The sequence below is a fragment of the Enterococcus malodoratus genome (assembly GCF_027659535.1).
GTDB classification, from domain to species: Bacteria; Bacillota; Bacilli; order Lactobacillales; family Enterococcaceae; genus Enterococcus_A; species Enterococcus_A malodoratus.
Genome location: NZ_JAQDPG010000012.1, coordinates 37,335 through 54,099 on the forward strand (window position 1 = coordinate 37,335; position 16,765 = coordinate 54,099).

The 16,765-nt window shown below is 40.7% G+C and carries 14 protein-coding genes and 1 pseudogene; 11 read left to right on the plus strand and 4 right to left on the minus strand.

The genetic code is table 11. From position 1 onward, the window contains the following. Positions 1-7: 7 nt before the first annotated feature. On the plus strand, positions 8-1,324 hold the full coding sequence (locus PGP85_RS17365; RefSeq protein ID WP_270328630.1) for a PTS sugar transporter subunit IIC: 1,317 nt from the start codon (positions 8-10) through the stop codon (positions 1,322-1,324). Positions 1,325-1,529: 205 nt separating this feature from the next. On the opposite strand, the gene PGP85_RS17370 is transcribed toward PGP85_RS17365, so the two are convergent. Together PGP85_RS17370 and PGP85_RS17375 are read right to left on the minus strand one after the other, a co-directional pair. Continuing rightward, the gene (locus PGP85_RS17370) at positions 1,530-2,318 is read right to left on the minus strand and encodes an HAD family hydrolase (RefSeq protein WP_270328631.1); all 789 of its coding nucleotides are present in this window, start codon (positions 2,316-2,318) and stop codon (positions 1,530-1,532) included. 120 nt (positions 2,319-2,438) lie between these two features. Further along, the gene (locus tag PGP85_RS17375) at positions 2,439-3,257 is read right to left on the minus strand and encodes a Cof-type HAD-IIB family hydrolase (RefSeq protein ID WP_270328632.1); all 819 of its coding nucleotides are present in this window, start codon (positions 3,255-3,257) and stop codon (positions 2,439-2,441) included. A gap of 306 nt (positions 3,258-3,563) precedes the next feature. Here PGP85_RS17375 and PGP85_RS17380 point away from each other — a divergent pair. Continuing rightward, a pseudogene (locus PGP85_RS17380) lies at positions 3,564-3,662 on the plus strand (type II toxin-antitoxin system PemI/MazE family antitoxin); the annotation flags it as partial. 52 nt (positions 3,663-3,714) lie between these two features. On the opposite strand, the gene PGP85_RS17385 reads toward PGP85_RS17380, so the two are convergent. Then, complete coding sequence (locus PGP85_RS17385; protein WP_270328633.1) at positions 3,715-4,209, minus strand: GNAT family N-acetyltransferase; 495 nt, start codon at positions 4,207-4,209, stop codon at positions 3,715-3,717. Between the two features lie 127 nt (positions 4,210-4,336). Between PGP85_RS17385 and PGP85_RS17390 the strand changes: the two genes are divergently transcribed. From PGP85_RS17390 to PGP85_RS17400, 3 genes are all read left to right on the plus strand, one after another. Beyond that, positions 4,337-5,218: a LysR family transcriptional regulator gene (locus tag PGP85_RS17390; RefSeq protein ID WP_270328634.1), complete on the plus strand. Its 882-nt coding sequence runs from the start codon at positions 4,337-4,339 to the stop codon at positions 5,216-5,218. Positions 5,219-5,531: 313 nt separating this feature from the next. Continuing rightward, positions 5,532-5,879, plus strand: a complete 348-nt coding sequence (locus tag PGP85_RS17395) for a PRD domain-containing protein (RefSeq protein ID WP_270328635.1) — start codon at positions 5,532-5,534, stop codon at positions 5,877-5,879. A 79-nt stretch (positions 5,880-5,958) separates the two neighbouring features. Continuing rightward, a complete protein-coding gene (locus PGP85_RS17400; protein WP_270328636.1) occupies positions 5,959-7,386 on the plus strand; it encodes a PTS transporter subunit EIIC in 1,428 nt (475 codons plus the stop codon). Positions 7,387-7,562: 176 nt separating this feature from the next. Here PGP85_RS17400 and PGP85_RS17405 read toward each other — a convergent pair whose 3' ends face one another. After that, positions 7,563-8,435 carry a MurR/RpiR family transcriptional regulator gene (locus PGP85_RS17405; RefSeq protein WP_270328637.1) on the minus strand — a complete coding sequence of 291 codons (873 nt, stop codon included), beginning with the start codon at positions 8,433-8,435 and terminating at the stop codon, positions 7,563-7,565. A gap of 437 nt (positions 8,436-8,872) precedes the next feature. On the opposite strand from PGP85_RS17405, the gene fsa reads away from it, so the two are divergent. From fsa to PGP85_RS17435, 6 genes are all read left to right on the plus strand, one after another. Next, a complete protein-coding gene (gene fsa, locus PGP85_RS17410) occupies positions 8,873-9,520 on the plus strand; it encodes a fructose-6-phosphate aldolase (protein ID WP_270328638.1) in 648 nt (215 codons plus the stop codon). A gap of 31 nt (positions 9,521-9,551) precedes the next feature. Beyond that, positions 9,552-10,343: a triose-phosphate isomerase family protein gene (locus PGP85_RS17415; protein ID WP_270328639.1), complete on the plus strand. Its 792-nt coding sequence runs from the start codon at positions 9,552-9,554 to the stop codon at positions 10,341-10,343. An 18-nt stretch (positions 10,344-10,361) separates the two neighbouring features. Continuing rightward, a complete protein-coding gene (tkt, locus tag PGP85_RS17420; protein WP_270328640.1) occupies positions 10,362-12,356 on the plus strand; it encodes a transketolase in 1,995 nt (664 codons plus the stop codon). Positions 12,357-12,370: 14 nt separating this feature from the next. Next, positions 12,371-13,108, plus strand: a complete 738-nt coding sequence (gene deoC / locus PGP85_RS17425) for a deoxyribose-phosphate aldolase (RefSeq protein ID WP_270328642.1) — start codon at positions 12,371-12,373, stop codon at positions 13,106-13,108. A gap of 75 nt (positions 13,109-13,183) precedes the next feature. Continuing rightward, positions 13,184-13,924 carry a YdcF family protein gene (locus PGP85_RS17430; protein ID WP_270328643.1) on the plus strand — a complete coding sequence of 247 codons (741 nt, stop codon included), beginning with the start codon at positions 13,184-13,186 and terminating at the stop codon, positions 13,922-13,924. A gap of 389 nt (positions 13,925-14,313) precedes the next feature. Beyond that, positions 14,314-16,752, plus strand: a complete 2,439-nt coding sequence (locus tag PGP85_RS17435) for a sigma-54-dependent transcriptional regulator (RefSeq protein ID WP_270328644.1) — start codon at positions 14,314-14,316, stop codon at positions 16,750-16,752. Positions 16,753-16,765: the final 13 nt, after the last annotated feature.

Below are 16,765 nucleotides of genomic sequence, written 5' to 3' on the forward strand. Positions count from 1 at the left end.
GAGAATGATGAATACTTTTATCGATTTCATGGAAAAACGATTTATCCCTGTAGCAAACAAAATCTCAGAAAATCGTTACTTAAAGAGTGTTAGTACAGGGTCTATGGCACTGCTCGGTGTCATTATGGTGGGCTCAATCTTCACGGTTATCGCCAGCTTTAGCTGGGAGCCGTATCAGAACTTTTTGACTAGTACGCAGCTAGGGACACTGCTGAATTATGTGCCTGATTTTACGATTGATTTATTAGGAATGTATATGGCTTTTAGTATCGCTTATTGCGGTTCGGATATTTTCAAGATAAAGGAGCACGCTTTAGGAACTGGATTGATTTCTCTTGTCAGCTTTTTGATGCTTAGTCCGCTTACGGATGTCCCAGAAGAGCGGTTGGCGTATCTGAACACGAGCTACTTAGGTGCAAAAGGAGTCTTTGTTGCGATTTTCGTCTCATTATTGACTATTCAGGTCATGCGGTTTTTTGTTAAGAAGAATTTTACGATCCGCATGCCGCAAGGAGTTCCAGAAATGGTCACGAAGTCGTTTACTTCTCTCGTTCCAGCGATTGCGATCGTCTTACTATTTGGGGTGATCAAGCTTTTGTTCAGCTTGACCAGTTTTAAAACGGCGACTGATTTCATCTATACTTTGCTTCAACAGCCTTTGCAATCTTTGACAGCAACATTACCAGCATTTTTAGTATTGATTTTGATCTCCAATTTATTATGGTTCTTTGGTATTCATGGCTCAATGACCGTACTGCCGATTTTGATGCCGATTTTCTTAGGCTATCTTGCAGTAAACACCGAGGCCGTTTCCGCTGGTGAGATGATTCCACATGCGATCAATTTTGGTCTTTATGATTTGGCCTGTTTAGGTGGAAGTGGAGCAACGATTGGTTTGGTTGCAAATATGTTTTTCTTTTCAAAGAGTAAACGCTACCGCGCATTTTCAAAAATCGTGTTTCCGAGCGGACTATTCGGGGTGAATGAACCAGTAATTTTCGGGATGCCATTAATGCTGAATGTAATGCTTCTAATTCCATTTTTGTTAACGCCATTAGTAATTGTTTCGCTAGGCTATCTATTGATATCGTTCGAAATTATTACTGCACCCATGGGAATTTTAGGCGCTGGCTCATTGCCGCCGCTTGTTCACGGAATTGTTCAAGGCAGTCTGTCATTTGGAATTTATGAGATTGCTGCTACATTGCTTTCTATGGGAATTTACTTTCCATTTTTCAAAGCCCTAGACAATCAAGCGGTTCAGGAAGAAGTTGTTGCGAGTGAATTAGAACAAGAAGAAGCCGCTGTGAATGAAATTTCATAGGAAGAACGAAAAATTTATTTGGAACGAATTTCCTTCTCTTGAGATAGGGAAGAGCAATCATTTTGGAATGTTCTTCTAAGTTTTCTAAAAGTATATCAAGCAAAAATCCCCCTGCGCTCGAAAATAGAACGCAGGGGGATTTGCTATTCAGTTAGTTGGTATTGCCAAATAGATTTTTAGTCATTTTGTTAGTACGAGCTATTTGCTAAATAGCACCAATCAAGCCTTTTTCTATACAATAATGATAGATACCATCATCAGCCACATGACCGATAATTTCATCCGCTGTTTCTTTTAACTCATCAGATGCGTTGGCCATAGCTAGTCCCCAACCAACAGCTTCTAGCATTTCGATATCATTATTTCCATCTCCAAATGCAAGGGCTTGGGACTTATCAAACCCATAATAGTCCAGCATTTTTTTGATTCCCGTACCTTTGCCGCTGCTTGTGGGAATAATATCGACCGCGCGATCCCACCAAGCAGTAATCTTGGAAGACGTGGTGTCCTGCATTACTTTCGCATATTCCTCTTTGCGAGAACCTAGCATTATTTGGAAGATATCTTCGTTCATTATTGTCGCATCAAAGTCTTCAGATACGATCACCTCTTGATGGGCAAAAGAAAAGTATTCAACTAAATCCTCATCTTTTCCGTTCGTGATCGTTTTATTACTCGTAGCGATGGCTACCGGGCGATTCAATGACGTTGAATTTGCGACAATTTGATCGACATCTTTTTGACGAATTGGATTTTTATGGATACTCTCGGTGTGGTTAAAACAATAGGACCCGTTAAAGGTCAAGAAAGCATCAAATGCGATGTCATCAAACTGGGGCAAAGCGATCGGACTTCTCCCAGTTGCAATGCAAAGAATAATGTTCTGTTCTTTTAACGCTTTCAGAGTTGCCAGCATCTTCTCTGAAATTTGTTTTTTAGTCATATCAATCAAGGTACCGTCAACATCAAAGAAAATAATTTTTACATCGTTCATCCTGCTCCACCTTCTTCATACGATTAATGGTCATAAATTGCCAACCATATGTAAGTAATTCTCCCATAAACGATCGGCCTTTTCCGCAAATAAAACGAATTCATTAGCAATCCTTAACTTCTAGGCTATTGGAAATAATTGGTCCAACATCACCAACACACCATCTTCGTCATTGGAAGGGCAAATAGCGTCTGCCGCATCCTTCACGTTTTGAGGTGCGTTGCTCATAGCGTAGCCTATTCCACAATAAGTCAACATTTCAAGATCATTGCCGCCATCGCCAAAAGCGACGCATTGTTCTGGTGTGATTCCCCAAAGCTGAACGAGTCTTTCTAATCCGGATGCTTTATGACAATTTGGAACAATTAAATCAATAGAACCATGCCCGCTTCCCGTTGGAACGAGCAAACCCTTTAGCCGCTCTTTAAATAGTTCCGTATAGTCGTCGGTTTTTTCCACTGGAACCGTTGGAGCAAATTTTAAAATTGTATCATCAACTTGAGCAAAATCATCGACCCATTGCAGCTTATGATAATACTTATTGGTCAGTTCGAAAAAGTCCGCGCTAACCGTTCCTCGTTCGCAGTACGCGCTTTTTAAGCCGCACATCACATTTTTAATTTCAGGATACTTTTTACATAGTCTAAGAACCTCTAAAATGGCTTCTCTTGAGATATCTGCCGAAAAAATCACACGATCTTTTGCCTTCACTAGGGCACCATTTTCTGCGATAAAGCTTAGCTCATTGTCATAACCAGGGAAATGCGATCGCAATTGGTAATACTGATTCCCACTAGCAACAACGAATTCGCAGTCCGCTTTTTTCATTCGTGACAAAGCCGCTTCAAATCTTGGACTATCATACGTATAATTCGTCTGCATAAAAGTTCCATCCATATCTACGGCAACCAATCTAATATCATTCGGGTTTAGGTTCATCTTTTTTCTCCCTTCCGTTGAATAATAGTAAGTGTAGCGAATTCGTTTGAACAGAACAACGCGAGCTTCTTTTAATTCGCCGCAAAAAATTAGGGCGTTATCATTAAACAGCTGCGAACCCTCAATTTTTAAGTATATTTCAACTTTTACGTGCATACATGTTTTTGGAACGACATACAGGATCAGCTTAAACAGTCTGGAATATAAAAGTTTTCTCATTTTATAGAGGCGGCAGAAGATGAATTTATTATCTAGCGAACTCGTGATTAAAAGAAAAACATTTCAGGGGAGAGAAGAGGTGTTTCTATGCTAACTATAAAATCGAACGTACAAGGTAATTTGGTCGTGGTTCCTTTACCTTCTGACAATGAAGAGAAGCCCTCGGAAAATCAAGAATATGTAGTGACCCTTGCGGTCTATTTTTGACCGCAGGAGTATTTGTCATCCAATCAGGGCACTATTGTTTTATAACATTCGAGTTCATAAAAAAGTAGGAATCTCTATCGGGAAAATCATAGTCGATTGGCAATTGATCGTGTTCAATCTGTTGGAAGCCCTTTTTTAGATAAAAATGATGTGCTCGGACGCAATTGGCCGGCGTGTCTAATACGATGCAGTCGATATTATTCTGCTCCGCATGTCGGATTAAATGGCTGTAAAGATTGGCGGATAGACCGATGTCTTTTCCGCGATAGGCTGGATTGACAAAAAATTTCTTTAAAACGCCAAAGTGTTTTTCTTTTTTCATTAGTCCTAAGGTTCCCACGACATCATCGGAGTCATTCACAGCTAACCAAAAGCCGCCGCCTTTTTTCAAGTAATAATTCTCTATGTCATTCATATCCGGCTGTTCTTCAAGAGATAAATCGACTTTATTATCGAAATTTTGCAGATAGAGAATTAGTGCGATTACTTGATTCTTATATTTATTTTTATATGGGATGATTTTCATTTTGTCTCCTCCAGTATATTGACAGCTATTTCTGTGTCATTTATACTAACGCAAGTTAACGATTCAAAAAAGACGAAACATTTGAATCAGAAATTCGGAAATATCGAATCGCTAGAAGGAGCACTCAATGGATACGAAATATTTGATTACCTTCAAGACAATTCTGGAGCAGGGAAATTTCAAAAAGGCTGCAGAGAGGTTGAATTTTGCGCAGTCAACGGTCACCTCGCAAATCCATCAGCTAGAAGAGGAGCTTTCTGTTCAATTGTTCGAAAAGGTCGGGCGAAGAATGGGATTGTCGCAGGCAGGCAAAGACTTGCTTCCTTCGATCGAAGCGATTCTTCACTCAGAAGAGGTCATGAAAAATTACCAAAAAAAGAAGAGTAGTTTGAACGGAAATCTGCAAATCGCCGTACCAGAAACAATACTGACTTACCGTATCCAACCATTTTTAGAAAAATTTCGCCGCATCGCTCCGGAGGTTACCCTTTCGCTGCAATCTTTGAATTGCTACGAGATACGAAACAAAGTGGAAAATGGCGATGTTGAACTGGGCATTCATTACAACGTCGGAGGCTATGGTAAAAGTATCGTGTCTGAGCCATTAGGCGAATTTCCGCTAGTTCTGATCGGGAACCGCGAAATTGAGTTAAGCCGATACGATTTTAATCAGCCGTATCAAAAGGTTGATTTGTGTTTACTGACAGACGACAAACAAAGTGTTTACCAAAAAAAGCTGGACAGCTACTTGAGTCACATGGACATCACCTTGAATGGTTTGATGGTATTAGGCAGCATCGAAGCCACAAAGCGCAGTGTGTTGAGTAATTTAGGTGTGGCATTTTTGCCGCGTTTTACGGTAGAAGAAGAGTTAGCCAAGGGCAGTTTGAAGGAAATTCCACTAGATTTGGCTGATGCGAGTCTGACAGCGGTACACATCCATCACAAAAATAAATGGCTCTCCCCTGAGATGAAAAGCTTCCTGTCATTGATTGAAGAGGGGATTTAAAACGGCGATTAAGTCTTTTAATATATGTTTGAAAACCTCCTATTTTCTACTTGAAGTAAGGAAAAATAGAAGTTGGTCACAACTATATATCTGAGAACCCATCAAACCAACCCATCAAACCAGCCCCTGCGACCGCAAATCGCAGGGGTATTTATCTTCCAGTCGTCATGGATCATGCCCGCTCAACCAAGAAGTCAAAATTGGAGAGATCGGTTTAGAACTGGTCAAAGAAGGGCTGAGAATCGACCTGCCCTACAGTGAGGCGATTAGTATTGCCCTTCATATAGTTAATGCTGAGGCAACGGCGTTTGATATGCAAAATACTGTCAAAGATACGAAAATATTAGCGACTGCAATAAAAATCATCGAAAACGACTATAGGATAGATTTTTCCAAGAATGAACGTGCTTTTCTTCGATTAAAAACGCATCTGCTGCTGCTGTTAAAATCATCCCCAGAGGATCAAAGACATCAAGCAGTGTCAGAGAACAATAAAAGTTTATCAAAAGTATTTAAACAAGAATTTCCAGATGTCGTCCGAACAGTAAGAAAGATTGAGATCTTACTGCAAAACGAACGTGATTGGATCTTAAACGAAGACGAAAAATTGTACTTAATGATTCATATCAATCGAATCATACAAGCAAGTAATGAAGAATAAAAATGGAAAATTTTGACGTGTAAACGAGTTCCTTTGAACGTGAGAATAACTGCACTTAACAAAAAAGGAGATGAGAAAAATGAATCATGCAGAAAAAGCAGCATTGATTATTGAGTATTTGGGTGGCGAGGAGAATATAGCACGCTTTTGGCGGTGTGTGACAAGACTTAGATTTAATTTGAATGAGGATGATCTTGCCCAATTAGACAAAATAAAAGCGATTGACGGCATTGTCGGAATCAATATCCAAGGTGATCAAACCCAAGTAATTATTGGCGGGGATGTCGATAACTACTATACCGAAGTCGAAAAGTTGTTAGGAAACGGGGACAAAGCAAACAGTGAAGCTGTCGAAAAGCCGAAGACAAAACAAAAGCTTAGCGTGAAATATATCTTTAATTTGATGATTGATACTATTTCAGGATGTTTTACTCCGATTCTTCCGGCAATCATCGGAGCTGGGATGCTAAAGGGAATTATTGCCATATTACTATTATTAAATTTAGTTTCTCAAGGTTCAGAGACGTTAGAAGTCCTGAATTTAATTGCTGATGCACCCTTTTACTTCTTGCCATTTTTAGTTGCTGTTTCTTCAGCTAACAAATTCAAAGTCAACACCTTTTTAGCTCTATGGTTGTCTGGCTGCATGCTGTATCCAACGATTGTTAATTCCTTTGAGGCTGGCGCGATGAATTCCATTTCTTTCTTTGGTCTGCCGGTATTGATTGTAAATTATACCTCTTCAGTGATTCCGATTATTCTAGGAACGTATGTCCTTAGTCATATTTATAAATTCTTTGATAAACGAATTCCGGGTATGCTGACGATGATTGTTGTTCCAATGGTGACGCTATTGATTGTGGCACCTCTACAATTGATTGTTCTAGGGCCACTAGCTTCTTATGCGAGTGTTTATTTAGAAGCTGGGATCGCTTGGCTGTTTGGCACGAATGGAATGATCGCTGGCGGTGTGTTTGGTTTTGCATTGGCGCCGATTGTCATCACGGGGATGCATTATGCGTTTTATCCAAGTGTTCTGCAAAGTATTGCGTCTTCAGGTTTCGACTACTTCTTTATGCCAGTAGGAGTAGTTTCAAATTTGGCTCAGGGAGCAGCGACTTTAGCGGTGATGTTAAAAACGAAGAACAAAGATTTGAAGGTTTTAGCAGCTTCGACAGGTATTACGGCCTTGTTTGGTGTTACTGAACCAGCGATGTATGGAGTGACCTTGAAAAATAAAAAGGCCTTTTACTTCTCATTGATCGGCGCTGGTTGCGGCGGGGCATATGTGATCGGGACAGGGACGGTAGGCTTTGCCTTTGCTACCCCAGGAATTGCTGCACTACCATTATTTATTGATCCAGCAAATTCGATGAATCTCGTGAATGTTTTGATCGGCTGTGTGATCAGTATGGGTATCGCCTTTACGTTGACTTATTTATTCGCATTGAAGGATGAAGACGCGGATAGAGAGGAAGAGTTAGTGCTTGATCCTGAAAAAGCTTAAATAATCATTCAAAGTATCAGAGCGGACAGCTGTAGTAGGGCTGTTCGCTTTTTTATAGGGAAAATCCGTAGTTTTTCCTGTGGGGTAAGGTAAGCAGCAATAAAAATCAAAAATTTTGTTCATAAGAAACTAAAATACCAGAGGAACCTTTTGCGGTTCTCTGGCATTTTATAGATTTAATAATTTTTCCCCTTCACGAGTTCATTCACCTTTTCTAAACGAGAAGTGAATTCTTCGTAATTACTCAATAATAATCCCATGTACAGCATATCGACGAAAGCCAATAAGCTGGTTCTGGAGACCATTGTTTCAGAATAGAAGGTTGTTTCGAAATCACCGGTCAATAATTCCACATCTGCGAACTCTGAGATTGCCGAGGCTTTGTAATTTGTTAAAGCTATCGTTGAAGCACCGCTTTGTTTTGCTAGTTTCAGGGTGTCAACCGCATCAATCGTGCTGCCTGAATGGGAGATTGCGACAGCAACATCTTTCTCACCTAAAGAAACGCAGCTTAATTGTTCTAAATGGTTATCTGCAAAATATCGGGCGTTCAACCCAATCCGAATCAATTTACTGACGAAATCTAAAGCAATACTGCTGGAGGTACCAACGCCAAAAACATCGATTCGGTTGGCATTGAGCAATAGATCAATCGATTTTTTAAATGCTTCGCCATCAAAAATCTTTAGACTATCCTGCAGTCCTTTAATCGTAATGTTGGTAATTTTCTCTGGTAAATCTTCAATCGTATCTTCTGGTGAGATGTGCAAATCGAGTAAAACGGAACTGTCTGGCTCGACAACAGTTTCCTTTCCCCAATCCTTCATGATCAATAGTTTTAATTCGCTGTACCCAGACAAACCAATCGCCTTTGTAAAACGAACAACTGTAGGATCACTGACCTGTGCATTTTTTGCTGTCTCTGCTAATGAGAGGCGGGTAATATCGTGACCCATTCGCAAGACATAATCGGCTACTAGTTTTTCTGATTTACTTAATTTTGAATATTGCCGTTTAATCAATTCTATACATGAAATGTCCTCATTCATTGACATCGCTCCTTTAAGGTTGTGTAGTAACACTACAATAGCATTTTTATTACTACATTGCCAATGGAAATAGCAAAAATATTGGGGAATATGCATGTACCCGGTCAATTTCATTTAGCGTATTCTTTGATATCCTGAAAGCGGTAGTAAAGCAATTAATGGATTTCATTAGCTCATTCGTGATTCTTAGACAGGATAAAATCTTTGTGTTTTCTCTTTTTGTAGTATATATACAATTACTTATTGATTAAGTAGTCTAACTACTTTATAATGAATTTATAAAATGAAAAAGGGATGTGAAATAAGCGCAAAAGAAATAAACAATTACCTTCTGGATATGTATACAGAAGGGTTTCAGTGCTATTGTTCAGCACACGAATAGAGAGCGCTGACAGATCCAAAATTAAATGGAGCAAAGGAAAGAGGAGGAAAAACAAGTGAAATTTTTCTTGGATACAGCAAATGTAGATGAAATCAAACGAATCAACAAATTAGGTTTAGTGGATGGTGTAACGACCAACCCGACGATTATTGCTAGAGAAGGGCGAGATTTTGAGGAAGTGATCAAAGAGATCTGTGCAACTGTAGATGGTCCTGTGAGTGCAGAGGTAATTAGTTTAGATGCAGAAGGCATGATTAAAGAAGCGAAAAATATTGCGCAATGGGCAGAGAACATTGTAGTGAAGATTCCAATGACCGAAGCGGGCTTGGAAGCAGTCAACGAGTTGACAAAATTAGGGATCAAAACCAACGTCACTTTGATTTTTACGGCGGCACAAGGATTGATGGCTGCCAAAGCTGGTGCAACCTATATCAGTCCATTCCTAGGCAGACTAGATGATATTGGGACAGACAGCTTAACGTTGATCAAGAAATTGAGAACAATTTTAGATACTTATGGGTTGAAGGCTGAGATTATTTCAGCCAGTGTCCGCGGCTTAGAACACGTGGAAAAAGTGGCGGTCGCAGGTTCGGATATCGCGACGATTCCGGGATCACTGTTCCCTAAATTATGGAGTCATCCATTGACGGATGCAGGGATCGCAGCTTTTATGAAGGATTGGGAAGCATTCAAGAAAGAATAAGAAGCAACATCATTAACTGGAGGTGCGAAAAATGAGTAAACGTAAACCAGTAGTCGTAATGAGTTGGGCAATGAGACAAAATCGCGAAGTCGAAGCGGTATCCTTTGCCGAACAATTAGTAGAGCTTTTAGGAAATGATCACAGTATTGAGAAGATTTTGCTGCCGTCGATGGGTATGCTCTATCCTGTTTCAAAAGTTTTACGCAATACCAACATCCAATTAGGCGCACAAAATATCAGTGCCTACGCATCCGGCGCGCATACCGGGGAGTATTCGATTGAATCCTTGTTGGATATTCAGGGGGATTACGTGGAGCTAGGACATTGGGAAAGAAGACAATACTTTCATGAAACAGATGCGACAATTAATAAAAAACTGCGTTTGACTCTTGAAAAAGGCTTGAAGCCGATCTTATGTGTAGGCGAAGTTGAGCAGACAGACGATCTAGAAGAGATTGAATCCTTCCTTTATTTACAATTATTCAATGATCTTTATGGTGTGAAGAAGGAAGATATAGAGACTCTAGTGATTGCTTATACGCATATCTGGGCAGTGAATAAAAGTAAGGCGGCCAGCGCGCCGCACATTCATCACGTCTGCGGAATCATTCGAAAGGTTCTGGCAAAAATGTTTGATCTAGCATCCGCAGAGAAAGTCAGAATCATCTATGGCGGAGCCGTTAGTCCAGAAAATGCCACACTGATTGTTCGGAACAAAGAAGTCGACGGTGTTTTTGTCGGACGCTTTGGCAGCAATCCAGTGAGGTACGCCGAAGTAGTGACAGAAGTACAAAATAATATTGATAAAGAAAGCAGCTTTTGACTGGTAAGGAGAAAAAACATGTTTGATAACACAGATCAACTAGGGGTAAATACGATCCGTACGTTGAGTATTGATGCCATCCAAAAAGCCAATTCAGGGCATCCGGGATTACCGATGGGTGCAGCACCGATGGCTTATGCCCTTTGGACGAAGCACTTAAAAATCAATCCCAAAACAGCGAAGAATTGGGCGGATAGAGATCGTTTTATCCTATCTGCTGGACATGGTTCATCGATGTTGTACAGCCTGCTGCATTTATCCGGCTATCAGGTTTCATTGGATGACTTGAAAAATTTCCGTCAATGGCAAAGCAAGACGCCGGGGCATCCAGAAGTCAACGATACCGATGGCGTGGAAGCAACATCAGGACCACTCGGTCAAGGAATCTCGATGGCGGTTGGCATGGCGATGGCTGAGGCACATTTGGCCGCAACCTATAACCGTGAAGGCTTCAAAATCATGGATCATTACACCTATGCGCTTTGCGGCGATGGTGATTTCATGGAAGGTGTCTCACAGGAAGCGAGTTCGATGGCGGGGCATTTGAAGCTTGGAAAGCTGATTGTTTTATATGATTCCAATGACATTTCATTAGATGGGCCGACGTCCAAAGCCTTTACCGAAAATGTCGGTGCACGTTATGAAGCATACGGCTGGCAGCATCTTTTAGTAGAAGACGGCAACGATCTTGCGGCTATCAGTAAAGCAATCGATGAAGCAAAATCAGAAACCGAAAAACCGACATTGATCGAAGTCAAGACGATCATCGGCTACGGTGCACCAAGAGAAGGAACATCCGCAGTTCACGGCGCACCAATCGGCGCAGATGGAATTGCTACAGCCAAAGAGGCCTATGGTTGGGACTATCCAGAATTTACCGTACCAAAAGAAGTCTCTCAGCGTTTCAAAGAAGCGATTCAAGACAAAGGCGCGAAACAAGAAGCCGAATGGAATGAATTGTTTGCGAGCTATCAAAAAGACTATCCAGAATTAGCAGCCCAGTTTAAAGAAGCCTTTGCTGGAAAATTACCAGAAAACTGGTCTGAAGTATTGCCTGTCTATGAGGAAGGATCAAGCCAAGCGAGCCGTGTATCTAGCAAAGAGGCCATTCAAGCAATCGCCAAAGCTGTTCCGACAGTCTGGGGCGGATCTGCGGACTTGTCCGGTTCCAATAATACGACGATCGCTGAAGAAGCCGAGTTTCAACCCGGCTCCTATCAAGGACGAAATATCTGGTTCGGCGTGCGGGAATTTGCGATGGCCGCAGCAATGAACGGTATCCATTTGCATGGTGGAACACGTGTATATGGGGGAACTTTCTTCGTATTCACTGATTACCTGCGACCAGCGATTCGGATGTCCGCATTGCAGAATTTACCAGTTATCTATGTACTGACACACGATTCGATCGCGGTCGGCGAAGACGGACCGACCCATGAACCAATCGAGCAGTTAGCCAGCGTTCGCTGCATGCCAAACGTTCAAGTGATCCGTCCAGCAGATGGAAACGAAACCTCAGCAGCATGGAAAGTCGCGTTAGAAACAACGAACAAACCAACACTATTAGTGCTGAGCCGTCAAAATTTACCAGTATTGTCAAGCAGTAAAGAGCTTGCTGAAGAAGGTGTCGCTCGCGGCGGATACGTCATTTCTAAAGCGGCTACCGATCATCCAGAGGGCTTACTGATAGCAACTGGATCTGAAGTAAATCTAGCGATTGAAGCACAAAAGGTACTAAAAGAACAAAATAAAGATGTTGCGGTGGTGTCGTTGCCAAGCTTTGATCGATTTGAAGCACAAACAGCTGCGTATCAAGAATCCGTACTGCCAAAAAACATCAAGAAACGAGTAGCGATTGAAGCGGCCTCGTCATTTGGCTGGGCTAAATATATTGGCGAGAATGGTGTGGCGCTGACCATCGATTCCTTCGGCGCATCTGCACCTGGCGATCTTTTGATGAAAGAATTCGGCTATACTGTCGAGAATGTTGTAAAACAATTTAATCAATTATAGAAGGAGCGTTTTAAATGAAACCAACAAAAAAAGCGAGTGAAATGACTGTAGAAGAATTAGGAAGCTATATTGATCAATCCGTACTGAAACCAGAATTTACGGAAGCAGAAATCCGCCAGTACATTCAAGAAGGGATTGACTATCATTGTAAAACCGTTTGTATCAACCCGTCGTCATTAGATATTGCAGCTGAATTAGTCAAAGGAACTAAAACCGAGATCTGTGTTGTTTGTGATTTCCCCTTCGGTACCAGCACAACTGAATCTAAAGTTGCTCAAGCCGAATTATACTGTAAACGCGGCGATGTAGCTGAATTAGATATCGTAGCGAACTATGGCTGGATTCGCAGTGGCAAATGGGATGATGTGACAGCGGATATCAAAGCAGTCGTAGATGTTTGTCATAAATATGATGTCCTTGTAAAAGTTATTTTTGAAACAGATGCATTGAGCGTGGATGAAGTGAAGAAGGCCTGCGAATGCGCGATTCAAGCAGGAGCTGATTTCTTGAAAACAAGTACAGGATTCTTAACTGGATTCGAAGGCAATGGCGCTACTCCAGAAATCATCCAAGTGATGATGGATGTTGCCCAAGGCAGAGCAAAAGTGAAAGGCAGCGGAGCGATCCGTACCCAAGAACACTTCTTCCAATTAATCGACATGGGGATCGATCGGATGGGTGTCGGCTATAAATCAACACCCGTTGTTTTAGGCCTTAACGCTGCAGACAAAAATTCAAAAGAATTCTATTAATCAAAAAAAGAATCTAAGGGACGATGCAAAGCAGCTTTGTGATCGTTCCTTTTTTGGTAGGAGGAAGAAGTAAACATGATCGAACAGATGAATCGATTAATCCGCTATTTGGCAGAATCAGATATTACTCCGCAAGAGCTTATTGGAAACAAATTTGACTTGATCATTCTTGCTGGAAACAGCCTGCCGCCTTTAGCCAAATATTGTAGGGAACTGCTTGATAAAAAGGTCGCACCTAGGCTATTAATTTCCGGTGGGAATGGTCATGGAACGGTCAAGCTATTAGAAAATATCCAACGATTTTCTGTTCTGAAAGAAGAAGAATACACAAAAAGCGACAGCGAAGCAAAGCTGTTAGGAAAAATAGTCGAAAAACACCACCGCACATCATTTGGAGAAATCTTCCTCGAAGAAGAATCACGAAATACCGGTGAAAACGCACGATTTTCATTCGAAATAGTAGAGACTATGAAGCATAAGGCGCAGAAAATATTGCTGCTGCAAGACCCTATTTTGTTGAGAAGAACCAAGCTGACCTTTCAGCAAGCTTTTCCAGCTGACGAGTATGAATTCTTTCGTTTCACACCGTTCATTCCATATCTAGAAAAACAAAATAAGTTTAAAGATGATCAACTAGACGGATTATGGGAAGAGGAGTACTTCATTTCATTGGTAATAGGTGAAATCAAACGCCTATACGATACCGAGGAAGGCTACGGACCACAAGGAGCAGGATTTCTTCCTCATATCGATCTGCCAGAAGAGGTTATAAATGATTATCAGTATTTGAGGACGAAGCTACATTCATTTCGATAGTGAGCAGTGAATGCTAATATGACTATTCAAATACCCTTGCGATTAAAAATCGCAGGGGTATTTGTCTTCCGGCCGTCATGGATCACACCTGTTCAACCAATGGTTGGCGAGGGAAGCACAAAGAATGGGACAAGTTTTTATTCGAGAATGACCATGATACAGAAGAGAAATCAGCAGAATTATCTTCGTTTTGTGATACTTATTTTCTTAATAAATAGAATCAAGTTTTTGTTCAGTTGTAACAATAAAGGATGGTAGTAATTGATTGAATGCAAATAATCTGGTGGGGAAGGGTCGAGTTTTTTATCAGGAGTAAGCTTGACTCTTTTTCTCATTAAATTATAATCAATAGACGAGTCATGAATGTAAGTTTTGAGAGGGGTGTTTTAATGGGAAGGCGCGAAGAGGTATTATCCTTTATTTCTGAATGTCATGTTTCTGAAGTTACAACAGCAGATGTGTCTGAACACTTGATGATCAGTCGAACAGCAGCCAGTCGAGAATTAAATGCATTAGTTAGAGTGGGCTGTTTAAAGAAGAAAAAGGGAAAACCGGTACAATACTATATTAACGAGGATTACTCGATAGAGAACCTACAAAAAACGCCTGTACCACAAGCAAAGAATACGGGAAACTCATTGATAAAAACATCTGAAAAATTGAATGCGTTTTCTGGCTTTATTGGTTCGGAGGGGAGTTTAGGGAGGAATATAAATTCCGCGAAAGCGGCCATCATGTATCCGCCTAATGGGTTGCATACAATCATTTTAGGATCAACGGGTGTCGGAAAAAGTACCTTTGCACAAATAATGTTTCAGTATGGTCAAGAAATCGGACGGTTTACAGACAAGAGTCCCTTCATTCATTTTAATTGTGCCGATTATTCGAATAATCCGCAGCTGCTTTTATCCATTCTTTTTGGATATGTTAAAGGGGCATTTACAGGAGCAGATACAGATAAAGCGGGGATCATAGAAAAATCAGATCATGGCGTACTATTTTTAGATGAAATTCATCGACTTCCGCCCGAAGGACAAGAAATGCTGTTCACGATTATCGATACTCAAAAGTTTCGCAGATTAGGTGAGACCGATACCGCGGCGAGGTCGGTCAATGTTCTAATTTTATGTGCTACTACAGAAAATATTGACAGTACGCTCCTTCAAACCTTTAATCGACGTTTTCCGATGGTATTAACCTTGCCGGATCTTAAAGATCGAACCTTCAAGGAGCGCTTACAATTAATTGATTATTTTTTCTGTATAGAATCAAAAAAGATTGACCACGAAATCAAAGTGGAGAAAACCGTGATCGAATACTTAGCAAATTACACCTGCCCAGGTAATATTGGTCAATTAAAAAATGATATTCAAATTTTTTGCGCGAAAGAATTTGCTCAAGCGATGATACAAGGCAAAGAGGACATCCGCATAGCGATAGACCATATGGAGATACATGAAACAATTGAACTTAAGGGCAATCCGCATGTCCAAGAGGCGGTCTATTTTCAAGGTGAAAAGATGCGTTCCAATCAATCCTTGCCGATAATTGCATCTGAAGTTATCGGTAATGAGACGTCATTTTATCAATCAGTGCTGGAAAGATACTCGACGCTGTTAAAAGAAGGCCGATCAATCAAAGAAATTCAACAAAAAATTACGTCATTTATTGATGACTATTTCAAAGTTGAATTAAAACCTGAACAAATTGAGTTGCCGGCCAATAAAGGAATAGAAAAATTAGTCTCAAAAGAGATCTTGGATATTGTTGAGGAAATCATTACAGAAATATCATTGGATTTAGAGGTCAAGAGCGATCCTCATGTCACCTATAATTTAGCCTTGCACATTGAGGCATTGGTTCTAAAGCTGCAAACGAGCAATAGTCCTTACCGACCAAAGAAAATTGATGAACCTAGTTCGGAAACACCCTTCAGAATTTATGCGGATAAGCTGATCGCTGAGATCAATCGAAAAATAGGGGTGCAGATTCCCCTTGAAGAACAGGAGATCATTGAGCTTTTTCTGGATACTATTTATCAAAATGTGAGACAGAACCCGATTGGTATTTTGATACTCATGCATGGGATAGGGGTAGCGACTAACTTAGCGAAAATGGTCAATGACCTGTTAGGCGTAAGTCATGCGGTCGGAGTTGATATGCCGCTTGATGAGAGTGTTGAGAATGTTTACTATAGGGCCTTGCAAACGGTAAAGCGGATTGATCGCGGATCAGGGGTATTGCTGCTGGCTGATATGGGCTCATTTTCATCATTTCCAAACAAGATTGTCAAAGATACAGGGATAGAGACGATGGTGATCGATAATGTTACGTCGCCCGTCATTATCGAAGCGACCAGAAAAGCTCTGTTTGCTAATATGGAAATGAAACAGCTGGTTAGTGAATTGCTGGAAGAAAGCACCTATTTAATGGGAAATAAGCGTGAAACGAACATTTTTGATTATTCGAGTCGTCGACTAATTAAAAATAAAGACCATCTATTCTATCATTCATTGGAGAAAAGCGTGATTTTTCTGAACGTCTACAAGGCGACTGAGGCATTGGATGAGATACTGATTTCGTTGGCTAAACGAATGAATTTTGAAATTATCGATACGCTTGTCATCAAGTTCTATTTTCATTGTCTTGGAATGCTAGAACGTGCGTTACGCAAGGAGAGTCTTCAATTTGACGTAGATGACTTAGATAAAGATGCTGTTTTTAGAGAAGTAAAGGAAGAAGTCAGCGTTTTAGAACGAATATACGGAACGACAATTTCCGATAGCGAAACGTTATACATGACAAAGATCATCAAGGGATTTTTATAAAAGATCATCTGTT